Annotated in this window: 13 protein-coding genes and 1 tRNA gene; 5 read left to right on the top strand and 9 right to left on the bottom strand. The window is 55.7% G+C overall.

Features of this window, described 5'->3' with window-relative positions; all coding sequences use genetic code 11:
* The first annotated feature begins 13 nt into the window (after positions 1–13).
* The gene (locus SynMVIR181_RS02050) at positions 14–322 is read left to right on the top strand and encodes a YciI family protein (RefSeq protein ID WP_186589820.1); all 309 of its coding nucleotides are present in this window, start codon (positions 14–16) and stop codon (positions 320–322) included.
* A gap of 43 nt (positions 323–365) precedes the next feature.
* Here SynMVIR181_RS02050 and lipA read toward each other — a convergent pair whose 3' ends face one another.
* Positions 366–1,235, bottom strand: coding sequence for a lipoyl synthase (lipA, locus tag SynMVIR181_RS02055; RefSeq protein WP_186590447.1), 870 nt, complete (start codon positions 1,233–1,235; stop codon positions 366–368).
* 27 nt (positions 1,236–1,262) lie between these two features.
* Between lipA and SynMVIR181_RS02060 the strand changes: the two genes are divergently transcribed.
* Positions 1,263–1,336, top strand: a tRNA-Pro gene (locus SynMVIR181_RS02060).
* Positions 1,337–1,351: 15 nt separating this feature from the next.
* On the opposite strand, the gene cobJ is transcribed toward SynMVIR181_RS02060, so the two are convergent.
* Both cobJ and SynMVIR181_RS02070 read right to left on the bottom strand, forming a co-directional pair.
* Positions 1,352–3,169, bottom strand: a complete 1,818-nt coding sequence (gene cobJ / locus SynMVIR181_RS02065; RefSeq protein ID WP_186590448.1) for a precorrin-3B C(17)-methyltransferase — start codon at positions 3,167–3,169, stop codon at positions 1,352–1,354.
* An 89-nt stretch (positions 3,170–3,258) separates the two neighbouring features.
* Positions 3,259–4,743 (bottom strand): hypothetical protein, encoded by a 1,485-nt coding sequence (locus tag SynMVIR181_RS02070; RefSeq protein ID WP_255444372.1) that lies wholly within the window; start codon positions 4,741–4,743, stop codon positions 3,259–3,261.
* Between the two features lie 381 nt (positions 4,744–5,124).
* Between SynMVIR181_RS02070 and psaA the strand changes: the two genes are divergently transcribed.
* Together psaA and psaB are read left to right on the top strand one after the other, a co-directional pair.
* A complete protein-coding gene (psaA, locus tag SynMVIR181_RS02075) occupies positions 5,125–7,428 on the top strand; it encodes a photosystem I core protein PsaA (RefSeq protein WP_186589821.1) in 2,304 nt (767 codons plus the stop codon).
* A 21-nt stretch (positions 7,429–7,449) separates the two neighbouring features.
* Positions 7,450–9,666 (top strand): photosystem I core protein PsaB, encoded by a 2,217-nt coding sequence (gene psaB, locus SynMVIR181_RS02080; RefSeq protein ID WP_186524556.1) that lies wholly within the window; start codon positions 7,450–7,452, stop codon positions 9,664–9,666.
* Positions 9,667–9,860: 194 nt separating this feature from the next.
* Here the strand turns inward: psaB and SynMVIR181_RS02085 are convergent, their stop codons facing one another.
* The 5 genes from SynMVIR181_RS02085 to SynMVIR181_RS02105 all read right to left on the bottom strand — a co-directional run bounded on the left by SynMVIR181_RS02085 (position 9,861) and on the right by SynMVIR181_RS02105 (position 16,042).
* On the bottom strand, positions 9,861–10,814 hold the full coding sequence (locus SynMVIR181_RS02085; RefSeq protein ID WP_186589822.1) for a cupin: 954 nt from the start codon (positions 10,812–10,814) through the stop codon (positions 9,861–9,863).
* A 102-nt stretch (positions 10,815–10,916) separates the two neighbouring features.
* Positions 10,917–12,053: a fatty acid desaturase gene (locus tag SynMVIR181_RS02090; protein ID WP_255444374.1), complete on the bottom strand. Its 1,137-nt coding sequence runs from the start codon at positions 12,051–12,053 to the stop codon at positions 10,917–10,919.
* 71 nt (positions 12,054–12,124) lie between these two features.
* Positions 12,125–15,262, bottom strand: a complete 3,138-nt coding sequence (locus SynMVIR181_RS02095) for an efflux RND transporter permease subunit (RefSeq protein WP_186589823.1) — start codon at positions 15,260–15,262, stop codon at positions 12,125–12,127.
* A 111-nt stretch (positions 15,263–15,373) separates the two neighbouring features.
* The gene (locus SynMVIR181_RS02100; protein ID WP_186524559.1) at positions 15,374–15,865 is read right to left on the bottom strand and encodes a photosystem I reaction center subunit XI; all 492 of its coding nucleotides are present in this window, start codon (positions 15,863–15,865) and stop codon (positions 15,374–15,376) included.
* 60 nt (positions 15,866–15,925) lie between these two features.
* Positions 15,926–16,042: a photosystem I reaction center subunit VIII gene (locus tag SynMVIR181_RS02105; RefSeq protein ID WP_006854791.1), complete on the bottom strand. Its 117-nt coding sequence runs from the start codon at positions 16,040–16,042 to the stop codon at positions 15,926–15,928.
* 111 nt (positions 16,043–16,153) lie between these two features.
* Here SynMVIR181_RS02105 and SynMVIR181_RS02110 point away from each other — a divergent pair, with 111 nt between their 5' ends.
* Positions 16,154–16,645: a hypothetical protein gene (locus tag SynMVIR181_RS02110; RefSeq protein WP_186589824.1), complete on the top strand. Its 492-nt coding sequence runs from the start codon at positions 16,154–16,156 to the stop codon at positions 16,643–16,645.
* Here SynMVIR181_RS02110 and SynMVIR181_RS02115 read toward each other — a convergent pair.
* On the bottom strand, positions 16,603–17,607 hold the full coding sequence (locus SynMVIR181_RS02115; protein ID WP_186589825.1) for a glycosyltransferase family 2 protein: 1,005 nt from the start codon (positions 17,605–17,607) through the stop codon (positions 16,603–16,605). The genes SynMVIR181_RS02110 and SynMVIR181_RS02115 overlap by 43 nt on opposite strands.
* Between the last annotated feature and the right edge of the window lie 49 nt (positions 17,608–17,656).

Raw genomic sequence — 17,656 nt, forward strand, 5'->3', positions numbered from 1 at the left:
TGTCCCTATCGCCATGCCCTGGTTTATCAAGCAGGAAACGTTTACCGCAGCGATGACATCGTTATCGGCTGAGCAGCGTCGCGTTCATTGCCATGACCATCGCCGTTGGGTTGAGGCTCAACGGCTCTCAGGGTGTGCCATGGCCAGTGGTTTTCTTGTGGATGACCAACACAAGCCGGGTGGGGGAGGTTTATTGGTCTTCGAGGCTGACAGCTACAAGGCAGCAAAAGCGTTCATCGCTGCTGATCCAATGATTGCCAGGAACCTGGTGGACTGGACGCTGCATGAGTGGAAGCCTGTTGAGGGAAGTCTTCAGGCTTAGTTCAGACCTAGTCACTGCTGCTCTTGGTGTTGAGCTGGAGCGTTCAGCGAGGGTGAATGGTCATCAGTTTCTGCACCTCTCCAGCGTGGTAGCTGCTGCGCGTGAGCGGAGTGCTGACCACCTGTAAAAACCCAAGGTCTTGTTCTCCCTTGAGGCGGTAGCTCTCGAACTGCTCCGGAGTTACGAACCGGTCCACGCTCAAGTGTTTGGGGCCTGGTGATAGGTATTGGCCGATGGTGACGATGTCAACTCGGTGTTCTCTTAGATCGCGAAGCACCTCGATCACTTCCGCGTCGCTCTCGCCGAGGCCCACCATTAATCCCGACTTGCTGTAAGACCGTGGCCAGCCATCACGAACCCGTTTGAGGAGTTCCAAGGAGCGCTCATAGATTCCCTGCGGACGAGCCTGGCGATACAGCCGCGGCACCGTCTCAATGTTGTGATTGAGCACATGGGGTGATGCCTCCATCACCGTGGCTAGCGCATCCCAATTGCCACAGAAATCGGGAATCAGCAGCTCAATTGTGGTGAGCGGCGAGTGTTGCTTCACCTGCTCGATGCAAGCCACGAACTGAGAGGCGCCTCCGTCTTCCAGGTCGTCGCGGTTCACTGAGGTGATCACAACGTGTTTGAGCCCAAGCCGGGAGACCGCCTCCCCGAGCCGTTGGGGTTCAGTTGGGTCGAGTTCTCGGACGCTCTTGTCGAAGTCGATATCGCAGTAGGGACAGGCGCGGGTGCAGCCGGGCCCCATGATTAGGAACGTCGCGGTCCCTCCGGCAAAGCATTCGCCGATATTTGGGCAGCTTGCCTCCTGGCAAACAGTGTTCAGCTTGAGGTCCAGCAGCAGGTCGGCCACCTCGCCAATGCGCTCGCGCTGGGGGGCTTTGACGCGCAACCAGTCAGGTTTCTGAATGGACGTCATCTTTTAAAGTCGCCTCATCGGGATGTAGCGCAGCTTGGTAGCGCACTTCGTTCGGGACGAAGGGGCCGCAGGTTCGAATCCTGTCATCCCGACTCTATGAGTAGCGCTCAACTGAGTTCTGCGCCTGGATAGCCGCGCGGAGTCACCATTCGCCCCCCCTCCAGTCTGCTGCTGCTGTTGCCGATGACCAAAACAGTCAGCATGTCAATGGTTTCTACGGGCAAGCGGTCGAGCCGGCAGAACGAGACGTGTTCCTCCTGTCGACCTAATTGCCTTGCCATCACAACAGGTGTGGAGGCAGGGCGTTCAGTGAGCAGGATGTCTTTGGCACGTTGCAGCTGCCAATCACGTCCTTTGGAGCGGGGGTTGTAGAGCGCAACGACGAAATCGCCCTTGGCGGCACCTTCTAGTCGTTGTTCAATCACGTCCCATGGGGTAAGGCGATCGCTCAAGCTCACGGTGCAGAAGTCATGCATGAGCGGTGCACCAGCTTTTGCGGCTGCTAGTTGTAGTGCGGAGATTCCTGGATGCACGGCAAAGCGAGGCCGGTCGTCCTCTGCTAAGTCCAACCAGAGCTCAAGCGCGAGCCCGGCCATTCCATAAATCCCGCTGTCGCCAGACGACACCAACGCCACGCGAACGCCCTGGCGAGCGAGGCTCAGAGCTTGCTGGCAGCGGTCCCTTTCCATGGTGAGTTGCCCATCCAGCCGGATCTGATCTGGACGGCGCAGCGGTTCTAATAAGTCGAGGTAGAGCCCGTATCCCACCCAGGCAGGACAGCGCGCTAGGGCACTGCGGGCTTCAGGAGTGAGGAGGGCCAGATCACCTGGCCCACTGCCGATGAGATGCAGTTCGCCCCGTTGAGGTGCATGGGCCTCCATGCTTTCGGCAATCGCCACGGTGATGGCGCCGCGTTCCTCGTCGTTGGCGTGGGTGATTCGTTTGTGCAGCTTGAGTTGTGCGTTGGGTCCGGCACTCAGTAGTGCAGCTGCTTCTGCAACCGATCCCGTTCCCATCTCTGCAGCAACCACCTTGGATGGGGTTGGCACCGGCACAGCATCTAATGCTGATGCTGTGTGCAAACGGAAGGGCCAATGGTGAAGCTGTGCGAGGTCTTGAAGCGCCCGTTCATCGCCCTTGCGATCGATGCTGCTGATGCCTGCAACGGCGGCCTCTGCCAGGCCCGCCTCCTCGAGGGCACTGCTTACGGCACGCTGGACAAGGTTCAAGCTTGTGTCGCGCTCGCAGCCAATTCCAAGCCAAAGGAGTGCTGGGTGCCAAGTGCATGCCCCCGCATGGGCGATGGATGTGCTGATCTCCAGCGCTGGAATTGCACTGTCTTCGACTGCATTGTCTGAATTAGCACTGCCTGCCTCGGCATTAAGACCGAGGAGCTGGCTGGATTGAGCGGCCGAACTGCTTTGCCACAGCTTGCTCCCCATTGATTGGATGAGATGGGGTCCCTCTCCACGCGCCTGGGCCTTCATCAGTTGGGTCCAGCTGGTGCTTGTTCCGCCGCGTTTCCATCCCCAAGCATGACCGAACACATCGGTTGCTAAACGGCCCGAAACAGCACTATCTCCGCTCAGAACCGCTTCCCCTCCAAGCGTGGCGGCGATCTCCCGGCTTAATTGTTCCGCACCAGCTTGGTGACCGCCAAGCAATGGGATCACTCTTTGTCCCTCTGCATCCAGAACCAGGACTGCAGGGTCACTTTCTTTGTCCTTCAACAGTGGAGCAATCAAACGGGTGACGGCACCTGTGGCTCCGATCACCATCAGCACTCCCCCCTCTTGCCAGTGCTGCTGGATCAACATCGCAGCTGAGTTCACCAAACACGTTCCGTCTAGGTCAGCAATGGTGGCGGCTGCACCGGGAGTGAGTGCCAGTTGATCAGTGAGGCCAGATTGCTGAAGTCTTTGCATCAAAGGCCAGGCCCTCGAGGACAGACCTAGGGCCAATCGCCTGGCAGCGAACGTAGGAGAGGAGTCGTTCAGGACAGGAGCTTCGGAGGTCAACGCTGGGTGCCATCGGGGTTCAATAGCTCCCGGGCTGATCCTCCCAGGGTGCTGGTTGGAGAAATTCTTTCTGGTTCGATGCTGATCGTCGGTGCCCTTGATGGGGTTTGGGCTTCCGGGGCGACGGGCTTGCTGGGTTCAGGTGAGGGTTCCGAAGGAGTCCCTGCTTTTGAAACGGGTCCCTCTGCTGTCTCCACTCCCTTCTCTGGCATCGCTGTTTCTTGTGACGCCGGTTCTGGCAATGACGTTGTTTTGGCTGGGTTGATCTTCAAATCCTCGAGCTCAGCGAGCTCTTCTCCCTCTGCTTCTCTGTCCAGAGCCTTTTCATCCATACCGTGTTCATCGATGGCTGGTTCATCGACAGACCCTTCATCCACAGCCTTTTCTTGTGTGGGCTCTTTCTTCAATACTTGTTCTTTTGGTGCCGTGGTCTCGGCGCCCTCCAGTCCAAGGATGTCGTCTTCACCCACGAGCTCTTGCGTTGCGCTCGAGTCTTCAGGCTTGGCTTCACCCAGCAAACGGGCTAGTTGCGTGTCATTGAGGCTGGATTGCAACCAGATCGGTTTTGGGCTCTGCCGCTCAGGGACCGCTCTCAATTGGTTGTTGAACATCGGCTCGAGCGATTCACCGATCCCATTCAGCAACTCCATCTGAACGGTGTTGATCCCATTTCGGTTGTCGATTCCCTGGAGCCAAAGGGCATCTTGTTGGTCCACTACAAAGCTGTCGTCGTTAACGGTGATGCGTAGGCGCCAGCGAGCATCTCCAGCTCTGAGGTTTTGAAGGGGAGCGTTCCATACCAACCAATCGAGCAGCAAAGGACTGTCACCCCCGAGCTCAGCTGGACTCACCACCGCGAGCCAAGGGGCATCGCTTTTTGGCTGCGTGCCTATGAGGGGCCGCAGCTGATCAACAGACCAATGCAAGCTGGCACCAGGAGTTTTGACGGCTTCTCCCCAGGGATAGGCCGCATAGGCCGTGAACCTGTGGCTCCCCGGACTCAGGGGGGGGAGTTCAAGCGCTACTCGGTTTCCGTTTCGTTCACTTACACGGATAGCTGCTTGGTCATCAATTTGAATCGCGACGTGGGCTCCGAGCCCGAGTTCGCTGTCGATCGCAAGGGGCCAATCCTCGATTTTTAATTCCAGATTGAGTGGCCCGCCCTTGAGTTGGCTCCCATCCAAGGGGCTGATGAGCGAGAGCTGGGGATGATGCTTGGCTAAGGCTTGACGAAGCTGCTGAACCGCACCTGGTGGCTCCACTTCTCGAAGACGGCCTGAGGGGGTTTGGGTGGGAAGATTCGTGCCTTGATTAGGAGCGGACCCGGCGTTGCGCTGATTGGCCCAAGGCAGGGGCGGAATGGCCAGCACGGGTTGCCCCAGGCCACATAGGAGGATCAGGACGAAGAGTGCTGCGAACCATCGGATGCTTGCGTGTCGCCGGCCCGATTTATCCATGGAGCGGAAAGGATGTGCTGCCATTCTGAATGGCTCCACTTCTCAGGTCCAGGGCACTGGCTGAGTATTAATTAGAGAAAGAAAATAAGAGGATTGTTGATATCTTTCTATCTTTATTGGGAGGGTTTCGCTGACACCACCTGTAAACCAGACCCCAGTTGCAGACTGGTTCGCCACCGGATTGAACCTTTGTAACTCGATGATGGTTTAGGCCCTCTCGTGACTCTATGCTCGAATCAGCGGTCCCCTCTTTGGGGCCCAAAGCACCAGTGATGACCAGGGTTTTCCTGGCTTGAGCTGGCGCCCGGCTAAAGCCTTCGGGTTATGGCCGGGGCCCCGGCGAACTGTCCGGTTCTCCGGAGGGGTGGCCCTCCACCTCGATCCCGTCCCTCGAGGAACGACTCGATGACCATTAGCCCACCAGAGCGTGGGAGCACCGCGAAGAGCCAAGTCGAAAAGGTTGACAATCCAGCAACCTTTGAATTGTTCGGCAAGCCCGGACATTTCGACCGATCTCTCGCGAAAGGCCCCAAGACCACAACCTGGGTTTGGAACCTCCACGCCAACGCTCACGATTTCGATAGTCATACGAGTGACCTTGAAGAGGTTTCTCGGAAGATCTTTAGTGCTCACTTCGGCCATTTGGCCGTGATCTTCATCTGGCTAAGCGGCGCCTTCTTCCACGGAGCCCGCTTCTCCAACTTCTCCGGCTGGCTCGCCGATCCCACCCACGTGAAGCCAAGTGCTCAGGTGGTGTGGCCCGTGTTTGGCCAGGAGATTCTCAACGGTGATATGGGTGCCGGTTTCCAAGGCATTCAGATCACTTCTGGCCTCTTTCACGTCTGGCGTGCATGGGGCATCACCAATGAGACCCAGCTGATGTCGCTTGCCATCGGCGCTCTGGTGATGGCCGGTCTCATGCTCAATGCCGGTGTCTTCCACTATCACAAGGCAGCTCCCAAGCTCGAGTGGTTCCAGAACGTTGAGTCGATGCTCAACCACCACTTGGCAGGTTTGCTCGGTCTCGGTTCACTCTCCTGGACCGGTCACCTACTGCATGTTTCTCTGCCGACAACCAAGTTGATGGATGCCATCGACGCCGGCCAGCCGCTGGTGCTCAATGGCAAGACCATTGCTTCTGTCGCAGACATTCCACTGCCCCATGAATTCTTTAACCAGGATTTGATCGCGCAGCTCTATCCAGGATTTGGTGCCGGTATCGGTGCCTTCTTCTCTGGTGATTGGGCTGCCTACAGCGACTTCCTGACCTTTAAAGGTGGAATTAATCCAGTCACAGGAAGCATGTGGATGAGCGATATCGCTCATCACCACCTTGCCATTGCGGTTCTGTTCATCGTGGCTGGTCACATGTACCGCACGAACTGGGGCATCGGGCACTCCATCAAGGAGATCCTCGAAGGTCAGAAGGGTGATCCCCTCCTGTTCCCTGCCACCAAGGGTCATGACGGACTCTTTGAGTTCATGACGACCTCTTGGCATGCTCAGTTGGGCGTCAACTTGGCCATGCTCGGTTCGCTGAGCATCATCGTGGCCCAGCACATGTATGCGATGCCTCCGTATCCATACATGGCGATTGACTACCCGACTCAGATCGGACTGTTCACCCACCACATGTGGATCGGTGGTTTCCTAATCGTTGGCGCTGCTGCTCACGCAGCCATCGCCATGATTCGCGATTACGACCCTGCCAAGCATGTGGATAACGTGCTCGATCGTGTGCTCAAAGCTCGCGATGCCCTGATCAGCCACCTGAACTGGGTGTGCATTTGGTTGGGCTTCCATAGCTTTGGCCTCTACATCCACAACGACACAATGCGTGCTCTGGGGCGTCCCCAGGACATGTTTAGTGACTCAGCGATTCAGCTGAAGCCCGTGTTCGCTCAGTGGATCCAGGGTTTGCATGCCGGAGCTGCCGGTAGCACCGCTCCTAACGCACTTGCTGGCGTTAGCGAAGTGTTCAACGGCTCCACGATTGCCGTTGGTGGCAAGGTTGCTGCTGCAGCGATTCCTCTTGGGACCGCTGACTTCATGGTGCACCACATCCACGCATTCACGATTCACGTGACTGTGTTGATCCTTCTCAAAGGTGTGCTCTATGCCCGTAGCTCCCGCCTCGTTCCAGATAAAGCAAACCTGGGCTTCCGCTTCCCTTGCGACGGACCCGGCCGAGGTGGCACCTGTCAGGTGTCTGCTTGGGACCATGTGTTCCTAGGCCTGTTCTGGATGTACAACTCCCTGTCCATCGTGATTTTCCACTTCAGCTGGAAAATGCAAAGCGATGTTTGGGGAACTGTGAATGCTGATGGCAGTGTCCAACACATCACGAATGGCAACTTCGCCAACAGCGCAATCACCATTAATGGCTGGCTGCGTGACTACCTGTGGGCTCAGGCCGCGCAGGTGATCAACAGCTACGGCTCGAACACCAGTGCCTATGGCCTGATGTTCCTTGGTGCTCACTTTGTCTGGGCCTTCAGCTTGATGTTCTTGTTCAGTGGCCGCGGCTACTGGCAGGAATTGATTGAGTCCATCGTTTGGGCTCACAACAAGCTGAAGGTGGCACCTGCCATCCAGCCCCGTGCGCTGTCCATCACCCAGGGCCGTGCCGTGGGTGTCGCTCATTACCTCTTGGGCGGCATCGCGACCACATGGGCCTTCTTCCACGCCCACATCCTTGTGGTCGGCTGACCTACCTGACCTTTCCCTCTAATGGCAACGAAATTTCCTTCGTTTAGCCAGGGTCTGGCACAGGACCCGACAACCCGCCGCATCTGGTACGGGATCGCCACGGCTCACGACTTCGAGAGCCATGACGGAATGACGGAGGAGAAGCTTTACCAAAAGCTCTTCTCCACCCATTTCGGGCATCTCGCCATCATCGGCCTTTGGGTTTCGGGAAACCTGTTCCATATCGCCTGGCAGGGCAACTTCGAGCAGTGGGTCGCCGACCCACTGCACGTGCGCCCAATCGCTCACGCAATTTGGGATCCCCACTTCGGTCAAGGCGCAATTGACGCCTTCACCCAAGCGGGTGCATCCTCCCCAGTGAATATTGCCTATTCAGGTCTCTATCACTGGTTTTACACGATCGGCATGACCTCGAATGCCGAGCTGTATCAGGGATCCATCTTCATGATGATCCTGTCGGCTTGGGCTCTGTTCGCTGGTTGGCTGCACTTGCAGCCCAAGTTCCGTCCGTCCCTTGCTTGGTTTAAAAACGCCGAATCCCGCCTGAACCACCACCTGGCTGTTCTGTTCGGATTCAGCTCCATTGCATGGACCGGTCACTTGGTTCACGTGGCTATTCCTGAGTCCCGTGGTCAGCACGTTGGTTGGGATAACTTCCTCAACGTGATGCCTCACCCAGCTGGGCTGGGTCCATTCTTTACCGGCAATTGGGGCGTGTATGCCCAAAACCCTGACACCACAGGTCAGGTTTTTGGTACCGCTGAAGGATCAGGCACTGCGATCCTCACCTTCCTCGGTGGCTTCCACCCTCAGACCGAAGCCCTTTGGCTTACTGATATCGCCCATCACCATTTGGCCATCGGCGTGATCTTCGTGATCGCCGGCCACATGTATCGGACGAACTTCGGAATCGGTCACTCCATTCGCGAGATCCTTGAAGCGCACAACCCACCAACCGGAACCCCCGGAAACTTGGGTGCTGGCCACAAAGGTCTCTACGACACCATCAACAACAGCCTGCACTTCCAACTTGGTCTTGCTCTCGCCTCTCTTGGCGTGATCACCAGCTTGGTTGCACAGCACATGTATGCAATGCCGTCGTATGCCTTCATCGCGAAGGACTACACGACTCAGGCAGCGCTTTACACCCATCACCAGTACATCGCCATCTTCTTGATGTGTGGTGCCTTCGCCCACGGTGCGATCTTCTTTATCCGCGATTACGACCCCGAAGCCAACAAGGACAACGTCCTGGCTCGGATGCTCGAGCACAAAGAAGCAATCATCAGTCACCTGAGCTGGGTCTCCCTTTTCCTGGGCTTCCACACCCTCGGCCTCTACGTCCATAACGACGTGGTTGTGGCGTTTGGAACTCCTGAGAAGCAGATCTTGGTTGAACCCGTCTTTGCACAGTTCGTCCAGGCTGCTTCCGGTAAAGCGATTTACGGCTTCGATGTTCTCTTAGCGAACGCTGGTGGTGCTGCTGCCAATGCCAACGCTGCCTACATGGGCGGTTGGATGGATGCCATCAACGGTGTTCGTGGTAGCAACGACTTGTTCCTGCCGATTGGCCCTGGTGACTTCCTTGTTCACCACGCCATCGCTCTAGGTCTCCACACCACCACCCTGATCCTTGTGAAGGGTGCTCTGGATGCACGTGGATCCAAGTTGATGCCTGACAAGAAGGACTTCGGTTACTCCTTCCCCTGCGACGGCCCTGGCCGTGGCGGTACCTGTGACATCTCTGCCTGGGACGCTTTCTATCTAGCTGTCTTCTGGGCTCTGAACACAGTGGGTTGGGTCACCTTCTACTGGCACTGGAAGCATCTTGCGATTTGGCAGGGCAACGTGGCTCAGTTCAACGAGTCCAGCACCTACCTCATGGGCTGGTTCCGCGACTACCTCTGGCTGAACAGTTCACAGCTGATCAATGGCTACAACCCATTTGGCAGCAATAACCTGGCTGTTTGGTCTTGGATGTTCTTGTTCGGTCACCTGGTTTGGGCGACAGGATTCATGTTCCTGATCTCCTGGCGTGGTTATTGGCAAGAGCTGATTGAGACCATCGTTTGGGCTCATCAGCGCACTCCTCTGGCCAACCTTGTTGGCTGGCGCGACAAGCCTGTGGCTCTCTCCATCGTCCAGGCTCGTGTTGTGGGTCTTGCTCACTTCACGATCGGGTACATCCTCACGTACGCCGCCTTCTTGATCGCCTCCACCTCTGGCAAGTTTGGCTGATTCAGCCCAAACCTCTGCTTGATTAACGAGCCGTTTCTCAGAGATTTCACCCGTCCGGTCTCCCGGGCGGGTTTTTTATGTGAATCAATTATCCAGCGAGATAAACATCTTAAAAACCCTCAAGCCCAAGAACAGCTTCGGCCTCGTGCATTATTTGGTCTGATGTATGTCTGCTGGTAGGAGGGTGTTTTTGTTTAATTGCCGCCGCTAAAGGCGATGTCCAGCGTGCGCAGATAGGTGTGAAGGCCCGCATCTTGAATCGGCAGCACATAGGCATCTTCACCGGACTCGTTGTGGTGAGAATGCCAAGAACCAGGTGGCGTCACGAAGGCCGCTCCCGGGACCCAATCTTCCCGATGTCCATTGAGAATCATCCCGTTGGCATCAAGCTTCGTGCCGATCATGGTGTAGCAGCCGGGTTGGCAATCAACAGCGAAATCAAGAGCGATGGATTGGTGGCGGTGTGGTCGCTGGATCTGGCCAGCGGGCAAGATTCCGAGCATGGCCCAGAGGGTATGGGTGATCGTGCGTGTCTGAGGGAAAGTGCTGTTGCCCAGCAAAACGCTCACACGGTTGGCGCGAGCACCGTTGGGGCTATTCGCAATCGCTTCTAGATGTCGTTTGCTGTCCCGATGGCTATAAAAGCTGGGCTCAAAGCGAGCTTGAGCTGGTTCAACTCCCAGGTAGCGCAGGAGTGGCGCATCATGCACCCAATACAGACCTGCTTTTTTGTGCGTGGTGTGAATCGCGTCTCCACCGGCAGGCAGCACCAACATGTCTCCTTTTGACCATTGGAACGTTTGCCCACAGGCTTGTGTCTCCCCTTCTCCATTCGTGATGAAAAAAAGCTGACTTGTCGCAATGGCACTGGTGCGTTGCTCACCACGGTCGAGGCGCACAAAATTGGCGCAAAGAGAAGGGCCGGTGGCTGGGCCAGAGCAGCCAAGCTGTTCACTCAGATCGAGAGGAAGAACATCACAACCGGTTTGATCAAAAAAATCTGGTGAAAACGAGCGAAAGGGGACCGATGCAATCAGGCCACTCTGTTGAGGGTTTGCAGCGGAGCGGTAATCAAAAAAACGGGCTTGCGCAGAAGAGGCCTGATGCACTGTGGGAGCTACCAAGGATTCGACCTCAACGAGATGCATACTTTATCGATCAGTGAGGTATGGATTGTATGGGTTTTATCATTCTTGGAAGCCAGCCTTAGGCCAGCAGCACTGCGACACAGCATGGAGTTAGAGCTCAGTTCAGGCGAAGGGTGAAACAAGCTCTAAACGTTCCCTATCCCAGAGGATGAGGGAGAAGCAATCGCTAACCTGAGACAAATAAAGCCTATGGACATTCTGCACAAGGTGGATATTTGCTTCATGGCATTCTTTTAATCGGTAATTGGGAATTCGCTCCGAAAGATGGTGGATATGGTGATAGGCGATATCGGCGGTAAACCAATTTAAAATGGCTGGCATTTGTAGGAAGGAAGATCCAGACAGAGCACCACGGAAATAACTCCAATTATCTTCATCACTTGTATAAGATTCAGGGAAATTGTGTTGGATGAAAAAGACAGCAATCATTACTGCTGCACTGCAACTCATGATCAAGGCGTAAAGGATCCAGAAGTGTGCATAGCCAATAGAGCTCCCGATCCACCACCACAACATTCCAACAACAGCTGTGTTAGCAATCATGTCTACACATTCACCACTGGTGTAAAAGAAGCTGGATTTGTAATTAGTGCAAACTTTTTTTGGCGATATCCAGTCTCCGGTCGTCACCATCTTTATGGTGCTTTTGATGGAATGACCAACGAATTCAAAGAAGCTTAAAAGTAAGGCAACTCTTGGCTTGATGATGAGATAGAAGAATCCACCAGGGAAGAGCAGCAATGGATGGCGCAAGAGGCGATAGAGCCACTGAGAGCGTGGAGATCGTGAGTCGTATTGCTCGCGTGTGATCAGAGCGGATGGTCCGCGATAACGGTCCCAATTCCCATTGTGTTTGTGATGGAAGGCGTGTCCTCGCGACCAGGGATGTTGTGGCATGCCGTGAATCAAGCTCAACCCGAAGGCAGCAATTCGATTCGACCGCTTGGAACGGAACAGACTCTGATGTCCGCAGTCATGCATTAGGGAAAAGCTGCGACTGAGCAGCAAAACCATCAACACCAACAGCAAGGGTGTCAACACGATCGCTGTGATGTTGAACGATGTTGTCACCGCAGACATCGCAAACCCCACTGCAATGATCGGAACCACGGTGTTCAGGATCTGCCAGCTCGCGATCCGGTCATCACTGGCCATAAAGGGAGCGAGTTTGAAGTCGATCCGTTTGGGGTAATGGCTAGGCGCCATGTCTTGGCTCATCCTCTTGTCGGTCGTTGTCATGCAGCTTCCACGTGGGGTGCCGCGATCGGCTTAGTAAAAGAACCTATCTGTTTTTTGCTTCAACCGGTTTTTCAATTGCCTGGTGAATGCCGAATTTGAGCCCTCTCCCTCCAGCCTTTAAGGCTCAAATAAACGGCTGGAACAACAAATAAAGAGAGCAGTGTGGAGACCAGCAAGCCGCTGAAGACCACTGTGCCAATGCTGATTCGACTTGCTGAACCCGTCCCGCTGGCCAGCAGCAAGGGCAGAAATCCAGCCAAAGAGGTAATCGCTGTCAGCACAATGGGACGCATGCGCTCTTCCGCAGCGTCGGTGATGGCCTCTCGAAGAGGCAATCCTGCGCGAAGCCTCTGATTGGCAAACTCCACAATCAGAATCCCATTTTTTGCTGCCAAGCTCACGAGCACGAGAAGGCCCATTTGGCCGTAAACGTCTAGGGGGAGCCCGCGCAGTTTGATTCCGATCAGCGCACCGAGCAGTGCCAGTGGCACTGTCAGCAAAATCACAAGGGGGTCGAGAAAGCTCTCGTAGAGACCAGCGAGTAACAAATAGACCACCACCACGCTCAAACCAAAGAAGGCCCAAGTGACTCCTTCGGCCACTCTTTCTTCCTCTGCAAGGCCTGTGAAAGCAAGCCCGATGTTGCCTCCTCCAATTTGTTCGCCTGCTGCCTCGAGGATGTTGATGGCTTGCCCGCTACTCGTCCCTTTCCCTGGCACAGCGCTCACACGGATGGAACGGTTGAGGGCGTAATGATCAATCGATCCTGTGCCTTCAACTTTTTCAAGTCGCGCCACGCTTTCAGCGCTGACGAGCTCCCCATCACGGTTCCGGAGCATGAGCGATTGGATGTCCTCTGGGCGATTGCGGTCGCTGCCTTCCATTTGAATCCAGATGCTGCGAATCTCTCCGTCGGCGTAGGTGTCATCGAGATAGCGTCCGCCGATCGACATACCAATCGAATTCAGAGTTTCTCTGTAAGGGAGATTCAGTGCGGCCATTTGGTCCCGGTCTAAGACGAGGCGCCATCTCGGGGCGCTGGAGTCAAAACGGGTGCTGACCCGTTCGAATTGGCCCGTTCCCTTTGCGCTCGCAATGAAGGCTTTAGCGACCTGTTCGAATTGAACCAGGCTCAGTTGGCCGCCGCTGCGGTCTAGGAGCTCAACGTTTAAGGCTGAATCGCCGCTAAACCCACGCACGGTTGGCGGTGTAATCAACACCACTCTGGCATCGGTAATCGAACGATTCAGGGCTTTTTGCAGGCGTCGCTTGATGGCTTGATCGCTCTGCTCTGCACCGTCTCTCTCCTGCAACGGCTTCAATCTCAGGTAAAAAGAACCCTTGTCTTCCCCGCTTTGCCCGAACGAACTCCCTGCATAGAAGTTCCCTGACCGGATCAGTGGCTCTTGTTCAACGACAGCGCGAATGGCATCCATGCTTGCCATGCTTCGTTCCAAGCTGGCGCCTTCCGACAAGGTGAAATACCCCCGAATTTGGCCCTGGTCTTCGTTGGGTATAAAGGCTGTAGGCGTGTTGCTCAGGACAACTCCCGTGACGATCAAGCTGATGATTAAAACGATGCCCACCCGATTGGGGCGATTCAAGAGTTTGCGCAGCAGTCGTGAGTAATGCACTTCAGTGCCCTGCATGGCCTTGCGGAGACGATCGCTGAGTCGTCTGATCACGCCTGGCAATCGCCCATTCCCAGGAGTGAGGACCCTTGCTGATGCCATCGGTGTAAACGTCAGGGCGTTCAGAGTGGAAAAAACAATGGCAGCCGTAATCGTCAAAGCAATGGGTTCGTAGAGGCGACCAATCGACCCTGGAATCAGCAGAACAGGAACGAACACCGCTACAAGAACCAAGGATGTGGCCACAATTGCCCCGGCTAATTCCTGCATCGCTGTTTCAGCTGCCTTTAGGGGCGGATCTCCTTTTTCGATGCGATCGGCAATCTCCTCGCTCACGACGATGGCGTCGTCCACAACAATGCCTGTTGCAAGAATCAGCCCGAACAGAATCAAACTGTTGATATCTGAACCGCTGAGGCGGATCACCAACAAGCTGCCTACCAAGGAAATGGGTACGGCGATCCCCGGCACCATGGCTAATCGCCATCGCCCCAGGAAAAGCACCAAAACAACTAAAACCAGCAGGACTGCATCGCGGAGAGTCGCAACGGTGCGGTCGAGATTGGCCTGGATGGTGTCGGCCGAATCGACGATGGTTTGCATCGTGATGCCGGGCGGAAATCCAGATTCGAGTTTCGCGAGATTGCGGCGAATGCTTCGACTGAGAGCAAGGGCGTTCACTCCATCTCTTTGATAAATCCCTACAGCAACGGAGCGTTCTCCCTGAAGATTGATCGCAGCTCTTCCATAACTGCGTTGTCCAAGGCTGACGCGGCCGACATCTTTGAGTCGAATCAGTCCCCCATTGCCCAATCGTTTGATCACAAGGTTTTCCAGTTCGTCCTGGCTGCGCAAGCGACCGTCGGCTTCGACAGGAAGGCTGAGCAGTTGTCCTATTGGAGCCGGTGCGCTGCCGAGAGCGCCGATCGCTGCCAGAACGTTTTGCTCAATGAGCGCTGTGCTCACATCCGTAATCGTGAGATTGGCTTGCTCTAGCTTTTGAGGATCCATCCACAGGCGATAGGCCAATTCGCTGCTTCCGAACACACGAATGTCGCCCACTCCTCCAATGGATCTGAGCGATTCTCTGAGCGACTGTTCCAGCCAGCCTGGGAGAAAGGTTGGGACGTAGAGATCTTGAGGATGGCTAAAGCCCAGGATCATCAGTAAGTCGCTAGAGGAGCGATTCACGCTGAGCCCCTGGCGAGTAACGGCTTGCGGCAATCGGCGCAGCGCCAAATTCACTTCGTTTTGGACTTTGATCGCGTTCAGTTGAGGGCTGCCTTTCTTGAAGCGGAGGCTGATCCTTGATTGCCCTTCACTGCTTGTGGACTGAATGCTGTCGAGATCACTGAGCCCATTGAGTTGTTGCTCCAGCACAGTGGTGACGCTCTGCTCCACCACATCAGGAGACGCAGCGGGGAAGCGAGCTGTCACGCTGACCTGCGTTGGGGCCAACTGGGGTAGGTCTTCTAGACCCAAGCCAGAGAGCGATATAAGTCCTGCCAACAGAACGAGCAGGCTGCAGACAACGGTGAGGACAGGCCGTCGCAGAAACGGCTGGGAGATGGACCGCAAGGCGGCACCTGCTGCACAAGCAAATCGATCTTGGCAGTTGAAAGCCCCTGTTGAGCGACTTTCCGCTCAACAGGGGCTTTGATGGTCGATTGAAATCTGGGTTGTCGTGACTTAGCCCACGCTCCAGACTCCTCCTGCAATGTCGACAAGTGGGGCCACCAGTGCAGTTCCTGTGAGGAACCAGGCGAAAGCAGCACCGCCACATCCGCCCAGCCAGAAGCCGCTAGCAAATTCAGCCCAGCCTGCTTTGGTAAACAGATCAGCAGGAGGATTATCGATCGTGGCGTCAGGGGGCTGGACGTTGGGGCCATTTCCTGCACTGCCGTAGATCGACATACAGATGGTCAGGATCGAAACCAATCCAATCGTGGCCAAGAGCCCCGCTGTGGTGGCGTAGTCCGTTAAGCGCATAGGCCCACACACCGTGAAGGGTCCATAGAGGAAGAATCCATGGGCCATGCCAATTTCAAGACCACGGCGGTTTGGAGACAAAGCCGGGCGATAGGCGGGCAAGGCATTGAGGAAAGCCTTGCTGAAATAGCTGCTGTTTACAGGGGTGGCCAGGTTGCCGACGGTGGGGTCGGCGACGGGGGTCACTGTCATGGAAGGGAAGGCGAGTTGGTTGCGATGGGCAGAGTTGATCTGGGGAGAGGACTCCGCAGATCAGTCGGTGGCTTCAATCACATTGAAAAGCAGAGCCATAGCCACGGCAGGTCCCATGATTCCTACAAGGGGAACAAACACCGAGGGCATCCAGGCAGCGACGAATTCTCCGGTCATGGCGACGCCAAAAGGTGTCTAATTACTGTATAGAAAGCCTTTGATGCGGCCCGTCCTCAATCGGGACGGTGACATAAAAGTTCAATCCTTCATCTTCGCGATCTCCTTCAGATGAATCAGCTCATTGCCGGTGGCGCTGCGTTTGTTTTGGTCCTTGTCTTGTGGGGATTAGGGCGGCGTCCCTCCAAAACAATCTTGAGCAGTACGGATGCAGGCATGGTTGCGGCCATCAATCGAGCTCAACTTGGGCTTGTGGATAGTGGCTTAGACAACGGGGCGCCCTCTCCTGAGCCGATGGCCGATGCAGCAGATGTTCAGCAGGTTTGGCAGAGACCTTCGTCAGAGGCGCAAGCGATTGCTCTGAGAAAGCGATTACGGGATTCCTTCAACCAAGGTCATCCGGATGAGCGCTTGGAAGCGATTCAAATCGCTTTTGAATGGGGGCATCGTTCCTGCGTGCCTCTTCTCAGGAGAGGACTGCGAGATGCGGATGCTCGAATTGTGCAGTTATCAGCTGCTGCGATCGAACGTCATCGTGCTGGCCACTCTCCTGCTGCGGCTCAACCCGTGCGGCCCCCGCGCAACGTGGCGCGGATGCGATAGATCGGTCTTCCTTGGCTTTCGTGATAAGTGCGAATGAGCAGCTCTGCCAACAGTCCAAAGCAGAACAATTGAATTCCTGCCAACCCCAAAACCACGGCCAGCGTCAGTAGGGGGCGATTGCCAATGTCTGCTCCCTGAATCTTGATCAGCAACAGATAACTACTGGAAATCACGCTCAACGCGATCGCAATCAATCCCGCAAATCCGAAGACGTACATCGGACGGGTGAGGAATCGCTTCATGAACCACACGGTGAGTAGGTCCATGAGCACGCGGAAGGTGCGGTCAATTCCGTATTTGCTACTGCCGTACTGCCGTGCCCGGTGATTCACTTTGACTTCAGTGATTCGGGCGCCTTCAATGAAAGCCAGTGCGGGCAGGAAGCGGTGAAGCTCTCCATACAGACGCATGTCGGAGAGAACAGCCCTGTCGTAGGCCTTCAGGGAGCAGCCATAGTCATGGAGTTTCACGCCTGTGACCCTGCCAATCAGTCTGTTGGCGATTCGCGATGGCAACTTTCGCTGAAGTTCGGCGTCCTGTCGTTGATGACGCCAACCGCTTACGAGGTCATATCCCTCTCGCAGCTTCGCTAGGAGCAAGGGAATGTCTGCTGGATCATTCTGTAAATCGCCGTCCAGGCTGACGATGACTCGGCCACGGGCCACATCAAAACCCGCTGCCATCGCAGCGGTTTGACCGTAGTTTTTACGCAGAAGCACGCCAACGAGCTCTGGGACCTCTTGACTGACCTGCTCGAGCACTGCAGCGGTCTGATCAGACGATCCATCATTGACGAGAACCAGCTCGAAGCGCTCCCCTGTGGGCCGCAGTGATCCGAGAAGTTGCTCCACCAGTTCGGGCAGGCTCTCCTCTTCGTTGTAGAGCGGCACCACTACGGATACGTCGAGACTGCTCTCCTCGTTTGCGGGCGCATTCGAGGGTGCTGCTGGGCTCAGAGACATCCAGGTGTGGAGCGATGCGAGCAACTTAAGCCGTCATCGAGGGATCTCT

The sequence above is a fragment of the Synechococcus sp. MVIR-18-1 genome, from assembly GCF_014279835.1.
In the GTDB taxonomy this organism is placed as follows: Bacteria; Cyanobacteriota; Cyanobacteriia; order PCC-6307; family Cyanobiaceae; genus Synechococcus_C.

Bases quoted from the DNA above. Each gene is read 5' to 3' on its own strand.
- SynMVIR181_RS02050 (WP_186589820.1), top strand. From the start codon at position 14: ATGCCCTGGTTTATCAAGCAGGAAACGTTTACCGCAGCGATGACATCG.
- cobJ (WP_186590448.1), bottom strand. From the start codon at position 3,169: ATGCAAAGACTTCAGCAATCTGGCCTCACTGATCAACTGGCACTCACT.
- SynMVIR181_RS02070 (WP_255444372.1), bottom strand. From the start codon at position 4,743: ATGGCAGCACATCCTTTCCGCTCCATGGATAAATCGGGCCGGCGACAC.
- psaA (WP_186589821.1), top strand. From the start codon at position 5,125: ATGACCATTAGCCCACCAGAGCGTGGGAGCACCGCGAAGAGCCAAGTC.
- psaB (WP_186524556.1), top strand. From the start codon at position 7,450: ATGGCAACGAAATTTCCTTCGTTTAGCCAGGGTCTGGCACAGGACCCG.
- SynMVIR181_RS02085 (WP_186589822.1), bottom strand. From the start codon at position 10,814: ATGCATCTCGTTGAGGTCGAATCCTTGGTAGCTCCCACAGTGCATCAG.
- SynMVIR181_RS02090 (WP_255444374.1), bottom strand. From the start codon at position 12,053: ATGACAACGACCGACAAGAGGATGAGCCAAGACATGGCGCCTAGCCAT.
- SynMVIR181_RS02100 (WP_186524559.1), bottom strand. From the start codon at position 15,865: ATGACAGTGACCCCCGTCGCCGACCCCACCGTCGGCAACCTGGCCACC.
- SynMVIR181_RS02105 (WP_006854791.1), bottom strand. From the start codon at position 16,042: ATGACCGGAGAATTCGTCGCTGCCTGGATGCCCTCGGTGTTTGTTCCC.
- SynMVIR181_RS02110 (WP_186589824.1), top strand. From the start codon at position 16,154: ATGAATCAGCTCATTGCCGGTGGCGCTGCGTTTGTTTTGGTCCTTGTC.
- SynMVIR181_RS02115 (WP_186589825.1), bottom strand. From the start codon at position 17,607: ATGTCTCTGAGCCCAGCAGCACCCTCGAATGCGCCCGCAAACGAGGAG.